Annotated in this window: 22 protein-coding genes and 1 pseudogene; 18 read left to right on the top strand and 5 right to left on the bottom strand. The window is 53.1% G+C overall.

Translation table 11 applies throughout. From position 1 onward, the window contains the following. Positions 1–200 precede the first annotated feature (200 nt). The 5 genes and pseudogenes from ENI00_RS05200 to ENI00_RS18715 form a co-directional block, all read left to right on the top strand. A complete protein-coding gene (locus ENI00_RS05200) occupies positions 201–452 on the top strand; it encodes a hypothetical protein (protein ID WP_304099858.1) in 252 nt (83 codons plus the stop codon). Positions 453–462: 10 nt separating this feature from the next. After that, entirely contained in the window at positions 463–702 is a 240-nt protein-coding gene (locus tag ENI00_RS05195; RefSeq protein ID WP_304099855.1) for a hypothetical protein, read from the top strand. 107 nt (positions 703–809) lie between these two features. Beyond that, on the top strand, positions 810–1,292 hold the full coding sequence (locus ENI00_RS05190) for a hypothetical protein (RefSeq protein WP_304099852.1): 483 nt from the start codon (positions 810–812) through the stop codon (positions 1,290–1,292). A gap of 133 nt (positions 1,293–1,425) precedes the next feature. Continuing rightward, entirely contained in the window at positions 1,426–2,802 is a 1,377-nt protein-coding gene (locus ENI00_RS05185) for a heavy metal sensor histidine kinase (protein ID WP_304099849.1), read from the top strand. Between the two features lie 101 nt (positions 2,803–2,903). Then, positions 2,904–3,152: pseudogene (locus tag ENI00_RS18715) on the top strand (hypothetical protein); the annotation flags it as partial. A 130-nt stretch (positions 3,153–3,282) separates the two neighbouring features. On the opposite strand, the gene ENI00_RS05180 reads toward ENI00_RS18715, so the two are convergent. The 5 genes from ENI00_RS05180 to ENI00_RS05160 form a co-directional block, all read right to left on the bottom strand. Continuing rightward, a complete protein-coding gene (locus ENI00_RS05180; RefSeq protein WP_304099845.1) occupies positions 3,283–3,615 on the bottom strand; it encodes a DUF2790 domain-containing protein in 333 nt (110 codons plus the stop codon). Between the two features lie 321 nt (positions 3,616–3,936). Further along, a complete protein-coding gene (locus tag ENI00_RS05175) occupies positions 3,937–4,620 on the bottom strand; it encodes a heavy metal response regulator transcription factor (protein WP_304099842.1) in 684 nt (227 codons plus the stop codon). 153 nt (positions 4,621–4,773) lie between these two features. Beyond that, positions 4,774–5,100: a four-helix bundle copper-binding protein gene (locus ENI00_RS05170; protein ID WP_304099839.1), complete on the bottom strand. Its 327-nt coding sequence runs from the start codon at positions 5,098–5,100 to the stop codon at positions 4,774–4,776. Between the two features lie 174 nt (positions 5,101–5,274). After that, positions 5,275–6,204, bottom strand: coding sequence for a copper resistance protein B (locus tag ENI00_RS05165; protein ID WP_304099837.1), 930 nt, complete (start codon positions 6,202–6,204; stop codon positions 5,275–5,277). After that, on the bottom strand, positions 6,191–8,026 hold the full coding sequence (locus tag ENI00_RS05160; protein WP_304099835.1) for a copper resistance system multicopper oxidase: 1,836 nt from the start codon (positions 8,024–8,026) through the stop codon (positions 6,191–6,193). The genes ENI00_RS05165 and ENI00_RS05160 overlap by 14 nt, the downstream gene beginning before the upstream one ends. A gap of 458 nt (positions 8,027–8,484) precedes the next feature. Between ENI00_RS05160 and ENI00_RS05155 the strand changes: the two genes are divergently transcribed. From ENI00_RS05155 to ENI00_RS05095, 13 genes are all read left to right on the top strand, one after another. Then, complete coding sequence (locus ENI00_RS05155) at positions 8,485–10,332, top strand: copper resistance system multicopper oxidase (RefSeq protein WP_304099832.1); 1,848 nt, start codon at positions 8,485–8,487, stop codon at positions 10,330–10,332. Positions 10,333–10,342: 10 nt separating this feature from the next. Further along, positions 10,343–10,645 carry a hypothetical protein gene (locus ENI00_RS05150; RefSeq protein WP_304099829.1) on the top strand — a complete coding sequence of 101 codons (303 nt, stop codon included), beginning with the start codon at positions 10,343–10,345 and terminating at the stop codon, positions 10,643–10,645. Continuing rightward, positions 10,635–11,663, top strand: coding sequence for a copper resistance protein B (locus ENI00_RS05145; RefSeq protein ID WP_304099868.1), 1,029 nt, complete (start codon positions 10,635–10,637; stop codon positions 11,661–11,663). Before ENI00_RS05150 ends, ENI00_RS05145 begins: the two co-directional genes overlap by 11 nt. 9 nt (positions 11,664–11,672) lie before the next feature. After that, positions 11,673–12,362 carry a c-type cytochrome gene (locus ENI00_RS05140; RefSeq protein ID WP_304099826.1) on the top strand — a complete coding sequence of 230 codons (690 nt, stop codon included), beginning with the start codon at positions 11,673–11,675 and terminating at the stop codon, positions 12,360–12,362. Further along, positions 12,346–12,801, top strand: coding sequence for a DUF411 domain-containing protein (locus ENI00_RS05135; protein WP_414674211.1), 456 nt, complete (start codon positions 12,346–12,348; stop codon positions 12,799–12,801). The genes ENI00_RS05140 and ENI00_RS05135 overlap by 17 nt, the downstream gene beginning before the upstream one ends. Positions 12,802–13,348: 547 nt before the next feature. Then, positions 13,349–13,894: a c-type cytochrome gene (locus tag ENI00_RS05130; RefSeq protein WP_304099822.1), complete on the top strand. Its 546-nt coding sequence runs from the start codon at positions 13,349–13,351 to the stop codon at positions 13,892–13,894. 11 nt (positions 13,895–13,905) lie between these two features. After that, positions 13,906–14,361 (top strand): DUF305 domain-containing protein, encoded by a 456-nt coding sequence (locus tag ENI00_RS05125; protein ID WP_304099819.1) that lies wholly within the window; start codon positions 13,906–13,908, stop codon positions 14,359–14,361. Positions 14,362–14,468: 107 nt separating this feature from the next. Next, positions 14,469–14,945 carry a hypothetical protein gene (locus ENI00_RS05120; RefSeq protein WP_304099817.1) on the top strand — a complete coding sequence of 159 codons (477 nt, stop codon included), beginning with the start codon at positions 14,469–14,471 and terminating at the stop codon, positions 14,943–14,945. A 198-nt stretch (positions 14,946–15,143) separates the two neighbouring features. Then, positions 15,144–16,124, top strand: a complete 981-nt coding sequence (gene egtD, locus ENI00_RS05115; RefSeq protein ID WP_304099815.1) for an L-histidine N(alpha)-methyltransferase — start codon at positions 15,144–15,146, stop codon at positions 16,122–16,124. Positions 16,125–16,432: 308 nt separating this feature from the next. Next, positions 16,433–16,687: a hypothetical protein gene (locus ENI00_RS05110; protein WP_304099813.1), complete on the top strand. Its 255-nt coding sequence runs from the start codon at positions 16,433–16,435 to the stop codon at positions 16,685–16,687. A 131-nt stretch (positions 16,688–16,818) separates the two neighbouring features. After that, on the top strand, positions 16,819–17,493 hold the full coding sequence (locus ENI00_RS05105) for a heavy metal response regulator transcription factor (RefSeq protein ID WP_304099866.1): 675 nt from the start codon (positions 16,819–16,821) through the stop codon (positions 17,491–17,493). Next, on the top strand, positions 17,490–18,905 hold the full coding sequence (locus ENI00_RS05100; protein ID WP_304099810.1) for a heavy metal sensor histidine kinase: 1,416 nt from the start codon (positions 17,490–17,492) through the stop codon (positions 18,903–18,905). Before ENI00_RS05105 ends, ENI00_RS05100 begins: the two co-directional genes overlap by 4 nt. Before the next feature lie 28 nt (positions 18,906–18,933). Continuing rightward, positions 18,934–20,220: a TolC family protein gene (locus ENI00_RS05095; RefSeq protein WP_304099808.1), complete on the top strand. Its 1,287-nt coding sequence runs from the start codon at positions 18,934–18,936 to the stop codon at positions 20,218–20,220. Positions 20,221–20,487 lie beyond the last annotated feature (267 nt).

Genomic DNA, 20,487 nt, shown 5'->3' with positions numbered 1-20,487 from the left:
TCGCCTCTTCGGTAGCGATGGCAGAAGACGGTAGTGATTATGCACTGACCAACGTACCTCGTGCCCAGGCACCTAAAATGTTGCAGGAGTCACTGCAGCAAAGCCCGCAAGTTAGTCGGGAAGCAAACCAAGAGTGAGCACTGCGCCTAGTCACACCAAGCAACGGGCTGAACGCCCATTGGTAATAGTGGGAGTCAGAGATGAACTTGTATGTGAAAGGGCGCGATTTACTGATCCGGCGTCCGTTGACGACGGGGATAATGGTGGCAGGTGTCAGCTTCGTCCTGCTGAACCTAAACAAGGAGCTATTCATAAGCTCCTTGCCTAGCCTCCTGCTGTTTTTGCCCTGTTTGTTGATGTTGGCCGTCTGCATGAAACCTGGAAAGGGCAAGAAAGGCGAACAGCAGGCCGCGCCTGTTGTCGAATCATCTAACGTACAAAACCCTGAATGAGGTAAAGAAAATGATGCGTAAAACGACCTATAGCATTCTGTTGGCCGCCCTAGTAACAAGCGGCGCCAGTGTCGCCGTCTCGGCCGCAACGGAGGAGACTGAAAAAGGAAACAAGCAGCATATGATGGGCGGCATGATGATGGATGAAGGCATGATGATGGATGAAAACATGATGTCCGAAATGCGCCAGATGATGAAGGATTGCCGTGAGATGATGGATGCCATGCAGAAGCAGCAAACCACCGAGTAATACCGACGGCACCTCGAAAGAAGTGAGGGCTCCACGCCGAGCCCCCTCCTTTTTTCGGCTATGATAAAGACAACGGCTTGGCTACGCTCAGTCAGGTAGCTACAGGCATGTCTTCGTTCACGGTCGGAGAGACTTTTATCACCAAGAATGCCGCGCTGAACACACCCGAGCTTCACATCGCGATTTTCGCTTTCCTTCTGCATTTTGTTTGGGAGCTGCTGCAGCTACCCCTGTTTGCAGGCTTCGATGAGGTTCATTACTTCACTGTAATCTTGCACTGTACCAAAGCCACCGCCGGCGATATTGTGATATCGCTAGTGGCATTCTGGACGGCTAGTATAGTGGCACGTTCCCGATACTGGTTTTTGAAGAAGCAGCCCATTGCGGTCGGCGTCTTTATTGCCGCAGGGCTTTTGATTACGGTAGTTTTCGAGGTGTTAGCAACAGGCCCGCTGCAACGCTGGACTTACAGCGAAGCGATGCCTTTGCTGCCCCTTACTGGTATCGGTTTGTCGCCACTGGCCCAGTGGGTTGTTCTGCCTTTACTACAAATATGGTTCGTGCGACGTCAGGTGCTTGGCGGCAGATGACACGTGTTCCGACAGCAAATGCTTCATAGAACTCTAGAGCTTTTTGACGTACCTGCCTGGCCAAGTTTGAATAAGGGCGGAGCATGTCACCCACATGCGCGTTCGCGTGCATTTTAGACACAAGAGAGGCAGGATGAGCAGGTTGTCACTACGCGGCAGAATGGCGCTTCTTTTCGTAATAGTGGTGACAGCAGTACTGACCCTGGCCGCCATCAGCTTCGACTATTTTTGTCGCCTCCATTTCGAGCGACAAGATGCACAGGTTCTTGAAGGCAAAGTCTCTGCGCTGGAGATGATCCTGGCGCGCGGGAATAGTCTTGACCCCGATATGATCTCGGACATACATCGACTGATCGATACCTCGTTTGGCTTCGCTGCCACGATCATGGTCGGGGACCGGGTCGTCTCTTCACATCACAACCTATCCGAAGAACTGGCGTTGTCGCTAAGCCCCAGGCAAGACGACCAGTGGCTGATTCAAGTTGGACCCAACCGTTACAGCGGTATTACCGAGCGGATCAAAGGATGGGGCGGCGAGGAAGGAAGGACGATCCATCTAGCATTGAATGTCACGCACCGCACCCATTTCTTCGAAATGATCCGGCAATGGTTCATCTACACGCTAGTCGTCAGCGCAATTCTCAGTGGTGCGCTTGGCTTCGTCCTCATTCGCGGCGGGCTCAAACCAATATCTAGGCTGTCCAGGACGTCTTCCACGATCACTGCCAACTGTCTGGACACGCGCATCTCAACCGAGTCCGTGCCAACCGAGCTACACGAGCTCGTTGATAACTTCAACGCAATGCTTGAACGACTGGACCAGTCCTTTCTACGCCTATCGGGCTTTTCCGCTGACATCGCGCATGAACTGCGGACCCCGCTCAACAGCATGCTGACGCAAACTGAAGTGGCGCTGATGAAGGATCGCGAAAATGCCGACTACAAGGAGATACTCTTTTCGACCCTTGAAGAGCTCCGTCGGATGGCGCGTATGGTGGACGACATGCTTTTTCTCGCCAAAGCCGACAACGGCATGATCACCCCCGATTTTGAGGATCACGACCTGGCTGCAATCGCTTCGAGCGTGCTGGACTACTATGAGTATGCTGCCGATGAGAAAGGAATAAGACTCGCGATGCACCGCAACGGTGCGACGCAGGTGAGCGGAGACAACCTTATGTTGCGCCGCGCAGTCTCAAACGTGATGTCGAACGCGGTTCGCTATGGGGAGGCGGGCACTACGATCGACATCAATATCTCGCAAGCTGGCCAGTGGGTGCAACTGAATGTGAGCAATCAGGGCCCGACGATCCCGCCCGAACATATTGACAAGCTGTTTGATCGTTTCTACCGCATCGATACAGCCAGACGAGAGGGCAGCACCTTGAATGCGGGCTTAGGGATGGCGATCACTCGCTCGATCGTGGAGGCGCACAAGGGGTCGATCGGTTGTCACTCGGCAGAAGGCGTTACTACTTTTACGGTAAAGTTACCGACAGTTCGAGAATGATTAACGAGAGAGGCAATCTACGACCAGATGCATCGCGATTGTCGATGACGGTCCTACGGAAGCAATACCGTTACCCTGTGTGTCGACTGGCACAACCAGCCAAGATCCGCCGCTTCTCTGCCCAAGCATCTGCGTCGGGACGTCGCCGAGCTGAAAAATCCGCACGCTGCACGCTAATCTTAATCTATTGGATGCGGCGCGAACTCGGGATCACTTCGCCGAGAGGTTCATCCGGCGGATTTCGAAAATCCACAAACACGCCAAGGAGGAGTTGGAGCAGATCCAGGCGGCAATGCCAAAAGCTGGAACAACTGGCGGGCACCCTGGACGGCGTGGTCCCCATGTTATTGGCAGCTTATCATTGTCCGGCGCCTATGCGAAGCGCGCTGGCCTTAACCGTGCGCGCTTGCGCCATAATTCCACCTGCCAAAACATTCAAGTAGCTTGAAAATTACATTTCAGTCAACGCGATGTAACCTGTTAGCTCTTACTTGGACAACTTGTCCCGGCTGCCAGGTACTCAAGAGTAGTCAAATTACCGTTGGAATCTTCGTATGTCATTTGGGCGGGCATCACATCGCAGCTGCCATCAGTAGAGGTCCTGTGTACAACTTTTTCAATATCAAGCTTCATGCCATAACGGTAATGTACGACCTCTGGTGGGTTCTTTCCATTAGCAATTGCATACTCTTGCATGGCCTTTTCGTTGGCTTGAATCATGCGGCCATAAACGCGGTCAGTAGTACCATCTGCCATGGCAAAAGAAGAAACGGCCATAACGGAAAGTGCGGCAATAGTTCTCATGCTATTCATATCTCATCACTCCTTAAGGTAATGATGACAATATAAGCCCAGGAACCTGTCATAAAAGTGAAGTCAAAATTACATTATCGTAATAAAGCCGCAAACTGCTCATTGCGTATTGAGATGACCTTTCCTGGGCTGACTTTTCTCCCAAATTTTTCACCATGAACTTGATGAGATTTCCAGCTAACCTAGCACCACGGAAATCGCAATATGAAGAAGACGCGATACACCGAACACAAGCAGATCATTGGCTCCATGAAGCAGCACGAGGCAGACGCAAAGGTCGATATCGGCCGCAAGCTTACCATTTCCAGTGACATATTGAGCCTAGCCAGGTTCCGCACCGTCGATAAAATACCCCATGCCGCGCGCGGTGTGGATCAGTTTGATCGGAAAGTCATCATCGATTTTCGCGCGCAGCCGCCGGATAGCGACCTCAATGACATTGGTGTCGCTGTCGAAATTCATATCCCATACCTTCGATGCGATAATCGACTTAGATAACACTTCACCCCGACGACGAAGCAGGAGTTCCAGCAACATGAATTCCTTGGCAGTCAGGTCGATGCGCTTTCCACCACGTTCGACTCTTCGCTTGAGTAGATCCACCTGAAGATCTTCGAGGGTCAAGGTCGTTTGGACGGTGGCACCGTTCCCCCGGCGTAGAAGCGATCTCACTCGAGCCAGCAACTCAGAGAACGCGAAGGGTTTAATCAGATAATCGTCTGCCCCGAGCTCCAGGCCTTTGACTCTATCTTCCACCCGATCTCGAGCAGTCAGAAACAGCGCAGGCGTTTCACTACCAGCTGCACGCACCCGCTCAAGCACCTGCCAGCCATCCAGTCCCGGCATCATCACATCTAGAACCAGCAAATCATATTCTTCATCAAGGGCCTGTTGGACCGCATCGATGCCGTTTATTACCAAGTCGACCACGAACCCGGCTTCAGTCAAACCCTGTTTCAAATAAACGCCTGTCTTCGGCTCATCTTCTGCAACTAAGATTTTCACAATCAAGCTCCTAAGCGATAGCTCATTGTGCAATTCTCAGCGCGGAGATGCTATTCCCTTTCAGAAAGGTAATCGGCTGGGTCTAACGCATTGTTGATGTTAACGCTTCGACGGGGTTGGCGCGTCGGGGATTGACCCGAACGCGCCAGGCGATTAACCAGCCATCCGCTCACATTCTTCGGCACAGGCCATGCAGGCTTCGGCGCAGCGCTGACAATGGTCAGCTTCATGCTTCTTGCACTCTTCACCACAGGCGCGGCAAATCTTGGCACAGATACGGCATATCTCTCCGGCATATTCGCTGCCTCTTGCCATGAAAGCAGCGGCCATCTGACAGATCTCCGCACAATCCATGTCCAGCTTGATACATTGCGCCATCATTTTTACGTCGTCTTCGTTGAGACAGGCAGCTGCACAGGTTTGGCAGGCGATTGCACAGTTACTACAGGCTTGGATGCAGGATTCATATTTGGAATGCATGTGTTTATCTCCACAGTTAGCGATTTGAATGCGTCTTGTCCCAGCGAGCCAGGGCGAGACACTCCATTTAGTCGACTGACAGACCCGTTGATAAGTTTCTGAACAAGTACAAACTGACAGAATTGTAATGATGAGTTCAGGTTAAGCGTCTTCAAGTTAAACGAGGCCGTTCAACTAAAAGGCCAAGCGCAGGCCGGCGAGGAATAGCCATTGCTCAGTCCGCTCTCCAGCGGCTTCGGCGATGTTTTCGGTTTCGCCGACGAGAGAGTGATAACGGAGGCCGACATAGGGCGCAAGCTCTCGTTTGATCTCATAACGCAAGCGCAGATCGAAGTCGGCCTCGGTCAGTCCAGACCCGAGATTGCGTTCAGAAATGGTTTGTGCAGAAAAGGTCAACCCGACGCGGGGCTGTAGGACCAACCGCTGGGTGATTCGAACGTCATACTCGCCCTCAGTCTCAAATGTCACATCGCCATCTTCCGAGACATATAGCGAATTATCCAATTCGAACTGATAGGGCGCCATGCCCTGCAAACCCAGCACATAAGACCAGCGGTCATTATAGTCATCATTGGTGATCCACTCATTGGCATATTGAACGCCGGTTTGCACATTCCAAAATGGTGTGATCAACCGAGAATAAAGAAAGTCATTTTCGCTTTCGCCTTCGTCCGTTCCTTCGAAAATCGCCTCCCCTTCGCTTTTCCACCAAAACTTGTTGATGTCGCCTCCGATCCAGCCTTCGGCCTCCCAACCTAGGCGGTCCCGCGCGTCATCATCATCTGGCACGCGGTATTCAAGCTGGTCAAAGAGCGCGAAAGCAAAAAGCTGATCGTCGGGCACTGGATCGGGAAAATCGGAGGGTGGTTCGCTGTTGCTATAGTCAAATACCTCCTCCAGCGTCATGCCTGCGGGCAGTGGCGGAATTTCGAGGTCAGGGGGTGGTGTCCCTTCGTGCTGCTGGGCGGAATGCTGGTGATCAGGACGGTTTGCTGTGGACGGCATGTCTGACATGTCATGCTTGTTCTGAGCATGTGCCGCGCTGGGTACCAACACAACGGTCATGGCGATCATCGCTAAGAGGCGGAGATTAGGCGTCAGCATCGATAGACCCTCCATCCAGCGAACGGACGACAGCAACCGTGCGGAACATTCCTGCCTCCATATGATAAAGAAGATGGCAATGAAAGGCCCACTGTCCCGGCGCGTCGGCGGTAATGTCTACAGTCAGCAATTCAGCTGGCTGTACGTTGACTGTGTGCTTGCGGGGATTGGTGTCGAGGTCACCACCGGCGTACAGATCCATCCACATCCCGTGCAAATGAATTGGGTGGCTCATCATGGTGTCATTGATCATGTTGATCCGCAGCCGCTCGCCATGCTGAAAACGGATCATGTCTGACTCTGACCACTTTTTGCCGTCAAAACCCCAGATAAACTTGTGCATGTTGCCGGTCAGGTGCAGATCGAATTCTCGTGTTGGTGGCCGCCGAAGGGCCGGACGTTCCAGTGCTCGAAGCTGGCTATAGGTAAGCACCCGCCAATCATCGTCTCCGAGGCCGGCTCCCGGATAATCCAGGCGGCGGTAGGCAGTTTGGGCCATGGTGATGCTGGCAGAGCCGTGCTCGTCCGGGCCGTGCTTGATGCGCTCCACCAGGTTTTCGGTGGGCAACTCATTTCCGCTGCGGGGTGAGGTTTGCGAATCCTTGCTTGCATGTTTATTTTGATTTCCCCCTTCCATGCTTTTCATCCCCCCTCCCATCATGCCCATATCGGCCATGGTTAACATAGGCCTGCGTCGCAGCTCCGGTATGGCCGCTGACATCCCGAGCTGTGGAGCGAGCGTCCCTCGAGTCGCGCCGCTACGGTCCATGGCTTCGGCGAATAACGTGTAAGCTTGGTCGTCAGGCATCGTTACGATTACATCGTAGGTCTCGGCGACAGCGATGCGAAACTCATCGGTTTCGACAGGCTTGATATTTTGTCCGTCGGCTTGAACCACCGTCATCGGCAGGCCGGGAATGCGGACGTCATAATAGGTTTGCGCCGAAGCGTTCACGATCCGCAGACGAACGCGCTGACCAGGTTTGGCGATAAAAGTCGGATTCTCTTCCGTTGTCTTTCCATTCATTAGAAAACTATAAGTCGCGCCGGTAACATCGGCGATGTCGGTGGGGTCCATGCGCATACGTTGCCACGCCAGCCGCTTGGCAATTACTTCCTCCAGCGTCATGCCCGTTGCCTGCATCTGGTTATCGATGTTCGCTAGTGTCGGCCTCTGGAAGTTGAAGTAACCCTCAATTGTCTTGAGCTTACGAAAAACCGTGTGGGGGGCTGTAAACGTCCAGTCCGACAAGACAACGGAGTACTCGACGTCGTAATCGATGTGGTCGGGTTTGGCCGGCTCTATGATTAGCTGACCGTAATGGCCGCGTTGTTCTTGGAAGGCCGAATGGCTGTGATACCAGTAGGTCCCATTCTGGCGGACAGGGAAACGGTAGGTGAAGGTATCGCCCGCTGGAATACCAGCGAAGCTGATGCCGGGCACTCCATCCATATCAAAGGGCAGCAAAACCCCATGCCAATGGATTGATGTTGATTCCGCCAAGCGATTATGGACTCGAATTACTGCTTCGGCGCCTTCTCGCATGTGGATCGTGGGGCCTGGGAAGGAACCATTGATTGTGATAGCGCGACCGGGTTGACCCCCGACCAACAAATCGCGTTCTTCCAGATACAGGTCGATGCCGCCAGTATCGGTAGCGACCAGCTCACCAAACTCACCTGCACTCGGCAAACCGGGACCATTAGCCCAGGCGGGTCGGCCCAAAGCCAAGTAACCGACAAGCGTCAAAGAGCCCGTCTTTATGAGAAAATCACGGCGGGTCATGGCTGCGCGCGGAGTCAATCTGGAATTATCGGTCATCTGCGTTTTCCTGCGGGTCGGAAACGGGCACTTATGGCCAACTGGCTAGTTGCTGCGCTGGGTCACTTAACTGGCTGTGTAAATGACCAGCGTTTATCAGTTGAACGCTCCGTTTAGTCGACTGGCATATCGTGGAAAAGTTTTTCTAGACTCATGAACCTGACAGAATTGTAATGTTCGCTTCAGCCTCCAGTTAACTTGTCCCGTGTATGATTATTTGTGAGGCGTGTTGTTCTGCCTTGTGTGTTGAACCTTGCTCTCTTGGCGTTCCGCTCCTTCAAAGAGATGCTTTAGGCGCCTTAGGGCGCCTTTTTTTTGGGTTCATTGAACCTTACATAAATGTAATCACGGCTCGTATCGAAATATGGCACATTGGAAACAGGGTGGATGTGCCGAGAACAACCTGGCGAACCGACACTGATTTTCTAGCACCTTTTTTGACGACGGGATACATTCGCATGCCATACAAAACTTCAAGACGGACCTTCGTCAAAGGGCTGGTCGCTACCAGCCTGTTTGGAGGGCTCGGCTTATGGCGCTCGCCGGTCTGGGCGGTGAACAGTCCTGGGCAACCCAGCGTGCTGACCGGCACCGAATTTGATTTGGTCATTGGTGAAACGCCAGTAAACATTACGGGTGCGCCCCGCACGGCGATGACTATCAACGGCACTATTCCCGGCCCGCTGTTGCGCTGGCGTGAGGGCGACACTGTCACCCTGCGCGTTGCGAATCGGCTTAGCGAAGACACTTCCATTCACTGGCACGGCATTATCCTGCCGGCGAATATGGATGGCGTTCCCGGCTTGAGTTTTCACGGTATCGCACCGGATGGCATGTACGAGTACAAGTTTCAGGTCAATCAAAACGGTACCTACTGGTACCACAGCCATTCTGGCTTTCAGGAACAGGCAGGCGTTTATGGGCCCTTGGTAATTGATGCCCGGGAGCCGGAGCCATTCGAGTACGACCGCGACTATGTCGTAATGCTGACTGACTGGACCGATGAGACGTCGGACGAAGTCATGGCCAAGCTGAAGAAACAGTCGGATTACTACAATTTCAACAAACGAACCGTTGGCGATTTCATCAGTGATGTAAAGGAGAAGGGCTGGGGCGCTACGGTTGCTGACCGCAAGATGTGGGCGCAGATGAAAATGAGCCCGACTGATCTCGCAGATATCAGCGGCTATACCTATACCTACCTTATGAATGGCCAGGCGCCCAATGGCAACTGGACCGGCTTGTTCAAGCCGGGCGAGAAGCTGCGGCTGCGCTTTATCAACGGCTCGGCGATGAGCTATTTCGACGTGCGTATTCCAGGGTTGAAAATGACCGTAGTCGCCGCAGACGGCCTGTACGTGGACCCGGTCAGTGTTGATGAGTTTCGTATAGCGGTGGCGGAGACCTATGACGTGATCGTCGAGCCCATCGCCGAGGAGGCGTACACCATCTTCGCCCAGTCCATGGACCGTACAGGTTTTGCCCGCGGTACCTTGGCCGTTCGGGATGGCCTGAGCGCCCCGGTACCCGAGACTGATCCACGCCCCGAGATCAGCATGGCCGATATGGGTATGGACCACGGCAGCATGGGAGGCATGGCCGGAATGGACCATGGCGGCATGCAGGGCGAGATGGCCACAATGGACCATAGCAATATGTCGGGCATGGATCATGGGCAGATGCAAGGCGACATGGGTGGAATGGATCACAGCAAGATGGCCGGCATGGACCATGGGCAGATGGCTGGTATGGATCACGGAGAAATGGCTGGGATGGGAGCAATGCAATCGCACCCAGCCTCTGAAGAGGACAATCCGCTGGTCGATATGCAGACCATGACGCCGACGCACAAGTTGGACGATCCGGGTATCGGGCTACGCGACAACGGACGCCGAACCCTGACCTATGCCGACCTGAAAAGCACCTTCCCCGACCCGGACGGCCGCGAGCCGGGTAGAACAATCGAACTGCACCTCACAGGACACATGGAAAAATTTTCCTGGTCGTTCGACGGCATCGAATTTTCTGACGCCGAACCGCTGCGCCTCAAATACGGTGAAAGGGTTCGAATCACGTTGGTCAATGACACCATGATGACGCACCCCATTCACCTCCATGGCATGTGGAGCGATCTTGAAGATGAGCACGGTAACTTCATGGTGCGTAAGCACACCATTGACATGCCGCCTGGCTCGAAGCGTAGTTACCGTGTTACAGCCGATGCGCTCGGCCGCTGGGCCTACCATTGCCACCTGCTGTTTCACATGGAAATGGGCATGTTCCGTGAGGTACGAGTAGATGAATAAAGGAGACGCTATGAACGCATTGAATCGTAAGACACTAACCGCCAGTGCTCTGACGCTGGGCTTGCTGGGCATTTTTCAGATATCGGTAGCCACAGCCGGTGAGGGGCACGATATGCCCGAACAATCATCTTCTGCCCCCTCACATGCCACCGGCAACCCTGGCCAGCAAAGCCAGCAAGGCTCTGGCGGGCAGGAGATGGATCATGGCTCTATGGATCATGGCTCGATGAAACATGAAGGCATGGATCACAGCAAAATGGACTCTCAGCATAAAGACAACGAGGCCGACGGGAATGCAGATCATCACCAGTAGGCTTGCGCGTCCCCCTTTGCTGGCGTTGGCCGTCTCGCTCGGCGCAGTAATGACCACAAGCGTGGCGAATGCCCAAGCGATGGACCATTCGATGCACGCACCGGCAGCCGAGCAAGCGCGTGCATCTGATTCTTCCGGGCAGAGCGAAACCAGCCATGGCCAGATGGATCATTCATCCATGGATCACGGCCAGATGAAACCGATGGACCATGACTCAATGGATCACGGTTCCAATTCCATGGATCACGGTTCCATGGATCATGGACGGATGAACCACGGCTCCGTGCATAACGTCGACGGCATAGCCGGCCCGCCGCTCATACCCGCGCTTACCAATGCTGACCGCGAAGCGGCGTTCCCGGCAATCCAGGGGCATACGGTGCATGACAAAATGCCCTTCGCCTTTCTGCTTTTCGACCAATTGGAATACCAGCGTGCCGATGAGGGCAGTGCCCTCAGCTGGGAACTGTTGGGATGGTGGGGCGGGGACGTTAATCGCTTGTGGCTGCGCTCGGAGGGCGAGCGTACCAACGGCGTGACTGAGGACGCTGAGATCCAGGCGCTCTGGGGGCATTCCATCGGTCCCTGGTGGGACGTGGTCGCCGGTGTACGGCAGGATTTCAAGCCGGGCTCGCCCCAGACCTGGGGTGCATTGGGCATACAGGGCCTGGCGCTTTACGGGTTCGAAGCGGAAGCCACCGCCTTTATTGGCGAGGGCGGGCAGACCGCTGCCCGCCTGGAAGGGGAGTATGACATTCTCCTGACCAACCGCCTGATACTTCAGCCCACCGCTGAGATGAACTTCTACGGCAAAAACGATTCAGCGCGCGGCGCGGGCTCAGGCTTGGCCGATACAGAACTTGGATTGCGCCTGCGCTATGAGATTGTGCGTGAGTTCGCCCCTTATATTGGGGTTAGCTGGGGTCGTTCGTATGGCGACACCGCCGACTTCGCTCGCGATGAAGGGGAAGATATTGACGAGGCTCGCTTCGTCGCTGGCGTTCGGATGTGGTTCTAGGGAAAGCACATGAAAAGAATAATTGGAACTTTGGTCGTAACGGGCGTCGTTGCTGTGCTTGGTGTGGCTGGCGTAGTGTACTTTGGGTTGATTAATGTTGGTGCAGACGATCCGCATTCCGCACCGGTTCATGCTTTCCTTGATACAGCACGGGACCGCTCAATCGAAATGCGTGCTCAGGATATAAAGGTCCCTGATCTCACCGACCAGCAGCAGATTCGCGCTGGTGCGGGTAATTATGATTCTATGTGTGTTGCATGCCATTTGTCCCCTGGAGCCGCACCAACCGAACTCAGTAATGGGTTATATCCGGCGCCACCGAATCTGGCCACCGCAGGACTCGCAGGTAATCCAGCTAAAACGTTCTGGATCATCAAGCATGGAATCAAAGCGACTGGTATGCCCGCCTGGGGCAAAAGCATGGAGGACCAGTACATATGGGGGATGGTTGCTTTTATACAGCAGCTTCCGACCCTGGATACTAGCCAGTATCAAACCCTGGTCGCATCAAGCGGCGGCCATCAGCATGGCGGGGGTGAAACCTCTCAGCGTGGTGGGGGCGGGCACCATAACGACGGCGACGCCGAGACTGGCCACGCCAGCGATCACGATGGTGCTGCCGAATCCGACCAGTCTTCCGCGGCTAAGTCTACTCAACATATCCATGCCGACGGCAAGGAGCATGTACATGAACATTAAATTCAGCAAAGTTCGACTAGCGATCGCAACGTTACTCTTCGCGACGGCAACGGCCCACGCAGCAGCGCCACTACCAACCATAGAAGTCCACAGAGACGCCAACTGCGGTTGCTGTAAAAGCTGGGTCTCCTATATGGAAGAGCAAGGCTTTCAGGTCATTGATCACGTCGAGCAGGACATGACGGCGGTCAAGCGCAAACTGGGCGTCCCTCGCCACCTCGCTTCGTGCCACACAGCCACTCTGAATGGCAAGTTCATTGAAGGTCATGTACCGGCTGCGCAGGTTATTGAATTGTCAAAACGCGCCGACTTGCAAGGCATTGCAGTACCTGGAATGCCGGCGGGATCGCCTGGCATGGAAGTTCCAGGGGTTGTCCACCCGTACAAGGTGATCGGTGTAAGCACAGAAGGAGAAAAGGTCATAGCGAACTATCCTTGATACCTGACGAGTTGAGCACGCTGGAAGGATAAAAGTGTGCTGGGACAACCAACACTAGCAGTGGGGGCAACGCTCCGCCCCCCCTTGAAATGTCATCTTTTCCCGTTTTGTCCGGCTAACGTCGAGAAGGCAGGCCAACCATACACCTCCTTCCACGACCACACGTCGCGCTCCAACAAAGCGGTCACTTGAGCTCTTCTTCGGCGCATTAGGTTTGTTGCTCAAGGATAGTGTGGTAATTCTTTTGCGCCTCCTCCGGCGATAGTCCAGTCTCAATAATTGATGTCCGCCTTCACTAGACTTCGTTGTTTGACGCTGATCTTCTCTGTCTTTAAGACCCATTGGCGCATCGTTTTTGGTTTTCCAGGACAATACGACCCATCACGGGTCCCTCCTTCAAGATAGTGGTAAGCCAGACAAGCTCAGCAAAACAGAAGATTACATTTCTGTAAGCTTGGCATGTTGAATGAAACCTCACTCCTCACAGCAGGTCCAGTGACAGGAGGCGAATACTCGCTTCCCATCTAGCGAAACGTGAGGTGACGCAATGCAGCCGAAGACTAGGCAACTAGCTAAAGGGGCAGCCGTCGGGCTTGTAGCAGTAATTCTGATCTCACTCGTTGTCGTCGTTTCTGTCGCTTATTCAGGCGCCTACAACGTCGCTGCTACTCAGGACCATCAGCCCATCGTGCGCTGGACACTTGACACAACGATGAAAAACTCGGTTTCTGACAGAGCGGAAGCCGTCCAGACTCCTGTACTGCGCGATGCGATGGTGTCGGCCGGAGCAACCCGCTACAAGGCAATGTGTCAGCACTGCCACGGCGGTCCAGGGGTCAAAAAGAGTGAGTGGGCTCGGGGCATGTTGCCACAGCCCCCGCATCTTCCCGACGTCGTCTCAGAATGGAAGCCCAATGAAGTGTTCTGGCTGGCAAAGCACGGTGTGCGTATGAGTGGTATGCCTGCATTCGGGCCTACTCACAGCGATGATGAGCTTTGGGAAATAACTGCGTTTGTCATGCGCCTCCCCGGCATGACAGCGACTGAGTACGCTAGCTTTGACACGGGCAATTCAGCAGATGACGGGCAATAAAGGAAAACACTATGAACATGTCTTATTGGCGTTTCGGCGCGATGGTCGCTACGTCTACGATCATCATGTTTGGCGTGATGTACCTCAATACGTATGCCTTTGAACATGTGTTTTGGAGCGAGACCAGAGCATGGATGGCCCTTGTCATGGGCCCTGTGATGGCTGTGGTAATGCTGAGTTTTATGCTCAACATGTATCAGAAAAAAATGATGAACATCGCAATTTATGGGGGCAGTGCGCTGCTTTTCGTTGCGGCATTATGGCTTGTCCGCAGCCAGGCTACCGTTGGCGATGCCGAGTACATGAAGGCAATGATTCCTCACCATTCAATCGCGATCATGACCAGCGAGCGCGCACAAATTACGGACCCACGTGTCCGTAAGCTGGCAGACGATATTATTGAGGCGCAGCGTCGCGAAATTGCGGAAATGAAATATCTCATACGCGACTTGGAGAGGGCAGACTGATGTTTATTCCTTCATGGTATTGCACTCGGCAGATTTTTCTCCTCTCGGCTGTAACGTTGGGCACCGCATTCCTCGCAGGGTGTGGCGATCCCGCCCCTGGGGAAGGTATGAAAACACCAATGATGCAAGGGCCTTCTCCTGAAGTGGTCGGTGCGCAAGAGGCTGTCAACTCGCCTGATATCCCAGCAATCGATCCCCAGACAATGGAACAAGCTGAGATTGAAAAAGTGTTGGGGGACGTTTCGTACTGCACCTACCTGTACACCGCAGAAAGCCCTCCGATACTTGCGATAAGCAACGCCGCTCAAAGCGAAGGTTATCGTGCCGTAACCAAGATTCATGGTCGGTTAGTGGAGCTGTCATCAGATCAGAAACCTGGTTACGAAAACTTGAAGGAAGGCCTCGTTTTCACGGCAGAAGGCTTGGAGATGAGAGTGGTTTCGGATGGAGAAGGACAGCCCGCGTCAGCGAAACCAGGAGAGCTCGTTACAGCCGAGCTACATTTCTCTCTCGAGCAAGGTTTGAATATCGGCTATCTCGGCTGGTACGAATGCAAAGCAGAGCAGAGTAGGGCGAAGCCGTGAAGCTCCTCCTACTTGTCATCTAAGCACCCTTGGCACCGTGGATTAGGATCTATTCATTACTGAGATGAGACTGGCTTGCTTCTGCTTGAAGCCGGCCAGATCGGTGAGAAGCATTACCAAACGTCTATGCGAAAGCTTCAGTAGCTTCGACATGACCCAATGCTAGCTTGATTCATAAACCCGTATAAAGAGGTCGCCGTGAACATAGCTATTCCCCTGCCACGCATCGAAAATACTATCGCATCCAATCATTCTATCGAGCGCACCCAATTGCTGTCCGGCCTGTTGTCGCCGCAGGCGAAGATCGACCCGAAGTACTTTTACGACGACCTGGGTTGCGAGCTTTTCACGCAAATCTGCAAGCTGGACGAGTACTATCCCACGCGAACCGAAGCGGCCATTTTCGACAAGTACCGCGACGATATCGGTGCGGCATTGCCGGAGGTATCGCAGTGGATCGACCTGGGCTGCGGTGACTGCGCGAAATCGACGCAATGGCTCGAACATATGGTTCCGACCCGGCTGGTCGGGGTGGACATCGCCGGGGACTTCCTGCAGAGCTCTCTCACTGCGGTAGCCGCCCGCTATCCAGCAATTGACTGTGTGGGCGTCGTCAGCGATTTTACCCAGGCGATGGATATTCGTAGCCTGCTTAGCGAGCGTCCCGGGGCCGCGCCGGTGTTCTTCTATCCCGGATCGTCCATTGGCAACTTCGATCGACCGCATGCGCTGCGTTTCCTACAAAGCATTCGTCGCCATTGCCCTGCCGAAGGCAGGCTGCTGATTGGCGTCGACCTGGTCAAGAACCGAGACATTTTGGAGGCCGCCTATGATGATGCTCAGGGCGTTACGGCAGCCTTCAACCTGCATGTGCTTGAGGTGGTCAACCGTGAGCTCAACAGTGATTTCAACACCGAGCTATTTCGCCATCGCGCATTGTTCGATGAAGCCCACCAGCGCATCGAGATGCAGTTGGTGGCGGAGTGCGACCAGACCGTGGACTTCGCTGGCGATATCAGTAGACAGTTCAACGCAGGCGAACACGTTCTCACCGAATACTCCCACAAGTACACAATTGATGGTTTCGGTCAGATGCTCAAGGAAGCGGGCTTTGCCCGCTATCAGGTATGGACCGATAGCAATCAGTGGTTTGGTGTATTTCTCGCGGAGCCTGGCTGATGGGCGTTCACAATTCTTTTATGCCCTCCGAGGTGCTCGCGGAGCGCTACGAAGAGGTTCGCTGCAATACTGTCTCGCTGATCCTTTTCATATACAAATGGTAGATTCTGCGCCCTCGCATCCAAAACCAGAAAACGTCCATCAATAACCTCCTACAGGACGTTACCCGTCCAAGCATGGGATGCAGCAAAAAAACGTAGCTAAAAGCCGTACATGACAGAATTGTCATGTACGGCTAACCCTCTTGTTAGGCTCAGCCCGGATAATGACGGCATGGATTCAACCCCAATGCCAAAGAAGAGGGCGCTATGACATATCGCAAAATGATGACTGTATTGAGCATGGCTGTCGCCTTGTCCGGAGTCAGCACGGCAATAATGGCCGAAGATGGCAGCCTGCGACTGAGAACAATGCTGGCCGACCGCCACGGATTCGGTGTGAACGCGGACGAGTCTACGGCTAATAACGAAGCTGGAGAGCGTAAGAAGCTTATTATGAATAACGACGAGCTGTTTCTGGAAAGGATAGAACGAAACGAAAAGAAAGATCCTGACAACAGCTAGTGCGCGGTTTCATCTCTTGCAGTACTTGTACTCCTTCAACAAGAGATGTTTTGGGCGCCTACCGGCGCCTTTTTTTTGATCAGCCCGCGCATCACAGTCGTTCAGATTGTGACCATACAAAAAGGCAAACGATGCGAGTTCTAATCATCGAAGACGAGATCAAGACTGCCGAATATTTGCAGCAAGGTCTCAGCGAATGCGGTTACATAGTTGACTATGCGTTGACCGGAACAGATGGAATACATCTCTTCCAAACGCAAAGCTATGCCTTAGTGTTACTTGATGTAAATTTGCCAGAGAAAGACGGCTGGGCCGTTCTGAAAGAAATTCGTCGAACCAGTGACGCGCGAATCATGATGCTGACCGCAAGCGGCCGGCTGTCTAACAAGGTGAAAGGGCTTGATTTAGGAGCGGATGATTATTTAGTTAAACCGTTTGAGTTTCCAGAGCTCGTCGCTAGAGTACGGTCTCTCTTGCGAAGAAGTGAAAAAATTACCGAACCTGAAATTTTAAAGGTCGCCGACCTGGAAATTGACCCCGCGAGACATCGTGTGCACAAAGCGGGACATCGCATCGATCTGACAACCAAGGAGTTTTCACTTCTACAACTATTGATGCGGAACGTTGGACTGGTCATGACCCGAACTCAAATAATCTCGTTGATTTGGGACATTAATTTTGATTGTGACACCAACGTTGTTGACGTATCCATCAGACGGTTGCGGGCAAAAATCGACGAGCCCTTCGAAAAAAAACTGATTTACACCCTCCGCGGAGTGGGCTATGTACTTGAGGACCGTGGATGATCAAGCCGCTGAGTTTGTCGCTGAGGATTGGTTTATCGGTCAGCATCTTGGGATCCGCTCTTATTCTCTTAATATTTAGCCAGTCATGGTTAACGCTGCGTAGCCAACTTGAAATCATCGCGGAATCAAAACTTGAGCAAAAGCTAAGGCAAATCGAACACAGCATAACAGAATCCAAACCCTCCTCTGCGTCAAGTCTTAGATCCCACGTTCTAGTCGACCTAATAACTGGGCATCCGGATTTAACGCTGGCCGCATGTAATGCAGGCCCTCCTCAAGACCTACTTTTCACTATCGGCACGATTTCTAGTCAAGTAATAACCGATAGCCTTTGCCTAGAAAACTTGAACTTTCACGAGAAGCGGTTTAGCGATCTCGGTATTAACGCGATGATGATATCAAGCACGCTTCTCATTGCTTCGAGCGATGAGAGCTTGAAGCTAATTATTATTAGTAATCGCTCCGACGACGAGGAATTACTGAACGCGTACCGAAATTCCACCATGGTGGCAATACCGCTGTTTTTGATGATTATTGGTTTTGGTGCTTGGTGGATTGCGCAGCGCGGGTTAGCGCCGTTAAACAATTTTCGCAATCTGGCATCAGTCATAACGACATACGATTTAAATAGGCGGGTCCCATCTTCCGGACTACCCGTTGAGCTTAAAGAGCTAGCAGACAATATCAATGTCATGCTAGGCCGGCTTGAAAACGGAGTGCAACATCTCTCCGACTTTTCCGATGACCTGGCTCACGAATTACGCTCACCCATTACCAACCTGATGGGTAAGGCTCAGGTTGCGCTATCACGTGATAGAACCTCTTTACAATACAAAGAGACCCTCGAATCCTGCGTCGAAGAGCTCGGCAGAATATCCCGTATCGTTTCAGACATGCTTTACCTTGCACAGACTCTGCAATCAGAGACTGCAAATTTGTCAGACCGAATACATCTAAGCCAAGAAGCAAAACGGGTAGTAAACCTGTTCAGCATTATGGCAGAAGACAAGAACATCATGCTGACCGTCCAGGGAGACGGCGTTATCGTGGGCGACAGGCTAATGGTGCAGCGAGCCATATCGAACCTACTGTCCAACGCCATCAGACACGCGTCTCACCACAGCAACATTCCGATACTCATCGAGAGGCAAGGTCAATCTATCGTGTTGTCTGTGACAAACGATGGCCCCGGTATACCCGAAGAGCACACCGAAGCGATATTCAAACGATTTTATCGCGTGGATAGCGGGCGCTCACGTGACGAAGGAGGGACTGGACTTGGTCTTTCGATCGTCCGTTCGACCATGCAGATCCATCAAGGCAGCGTCACTGTACAAACGGATCCGGCGGGCCCTACGACATTTCAATTGTGGTTCCGAAGCTCCAGTACGGAACAAAACAATCAGCCCTAATTGAGACAACCTAGTTTGGAGAGTAAGTATGTTTGGTGAACCAGGTGATGCCCAACAAAAGAGACCGAAACAGAGTTGGTTATTGTGTTCCGCTGTCGTACTTGTGTGGCTAGTGACCTCATCGGCGCATGCGCAGACTGACGATCAATTGTCATTGGGCGAAGCGATATCGCACGCCATAGCCCGAAATCCGGATCTGCCGATCTTCGACCTTCGCATCAGAGCATTGGATGGACGACGTATGACCGCCAGTCAGCTACCCGCTTACGAGTTGGGCCTGGAAACGGAAGGGATTGCAGGGAGCGGAGACCAAGGGGTCGACACTGCCGAATACACTCTCTCGCTATCATCCATTCTGGAGATGGGAGGGAAGCGCCAAGCCCGCATCGGCATAGTCGACGCCGAGTATGATTTGGTTGAGGCTGAACGTCGGGCCGACATATTGGATCTGCTCGGTAGAGTCACTCAGACGTTTATTTCCACGTTGGCTATTCAGGAAAAGATTCGCGTCGCAGCAGAAGCAGTTGACATAGCCGAGACCGCCTACGAGACCGTCAAGCGCCGCGCACAGCAAGGCGCAGCGCCTGAAGCGGACGTTCTTAGAGCGAAAGCTGCGCTTGCGGAAGCTCGGATTGAGCTGGCAAATCTCACCACGAATTACCAGGTTCAAAAAGCGAACCTAGCAGCAAACTGGGGAGAGATGTCGGCAAATTATTCGCGCCTCCACGGTGACTTGTTTCGATTCGAAGCCACCGCTAGCTTCGATAATTTATTCGAACGCATAGCCAACAACCCAAATATCGAGGTGTTCGCCAACGAACAACGCGTACGAGAGGCCGAGGTCCAACTGGCAGAAAGCCTGGCGGATAGCGATATTCGCTGGGCAATCGGCGCCCGTCGTCCGGAGGCAACAAATGATTTTGCCGTGGTCGCCAGTGCATCGATTCCACTCTTTTCAGGTAAGCGAAACCGTGGGCAACTACGGTCGGCTTTAGCCGCGCAGGAAGAAGTGCTGTATCGAAAAGACAATGCATTGCTCAGACTGCGCGCGCGGCTATTTGAAGCTTATCAAACACGACAACAGTATCTGGAAGCATTTCGGGCCATGAATAAACAGATAATTCCTGATTTAACTGAGGCCCTACGTTTAACACGAGAAGGCTATGAAAGGGGTCGGTACAGTTATCTGGAATGGAACGCCGCTCAGGCTGACCTCCTTTCTGCCCGCCACTCGCTCATCGAGACGGCGTCATCGATATTGTTGAACCAGGCACTGATCGAACAACTTACAGGTCAGCCGCTAGAAGCCCAATGATCAACTTATACAAAAACTTTGATAGGACTACGTTTATGACGAGCAACAGGCCATTAACCCGTTTTTTATAAGTTTTATGGTTCATTGCAGGACCATTGCAAGCTTCAAAACGAAACATCTACTTCATTGAGAAGCTGCCTTATTTGACCAAAACACTCGACCTTACCCGGCGAGCCTAGGAGCGCGGGCCGCTATAGCTGCGTTGAGAGCGCCGACTACTTTCGGGCCGTGCCCAGGCGCTAATCAACAAATACAGGATTATTGAAC

It is taken from the genome of Marinobacter antarcticus, assembly GCF_011049865.1.
In the GTDB taxonomy this organism is placed as follows: Bacteria; Pseudomonadota; Gammaproteobacteria; order Pseudomonadales; family Oleiphilaceae; genus Marinobacter; species Marinobacter antarcticus_A.
The sequence above is the reverse complement of the archived record's forward strand: the minus strand, read 5'-3'. Positions and strand labels throughout refer to the sequence as shown.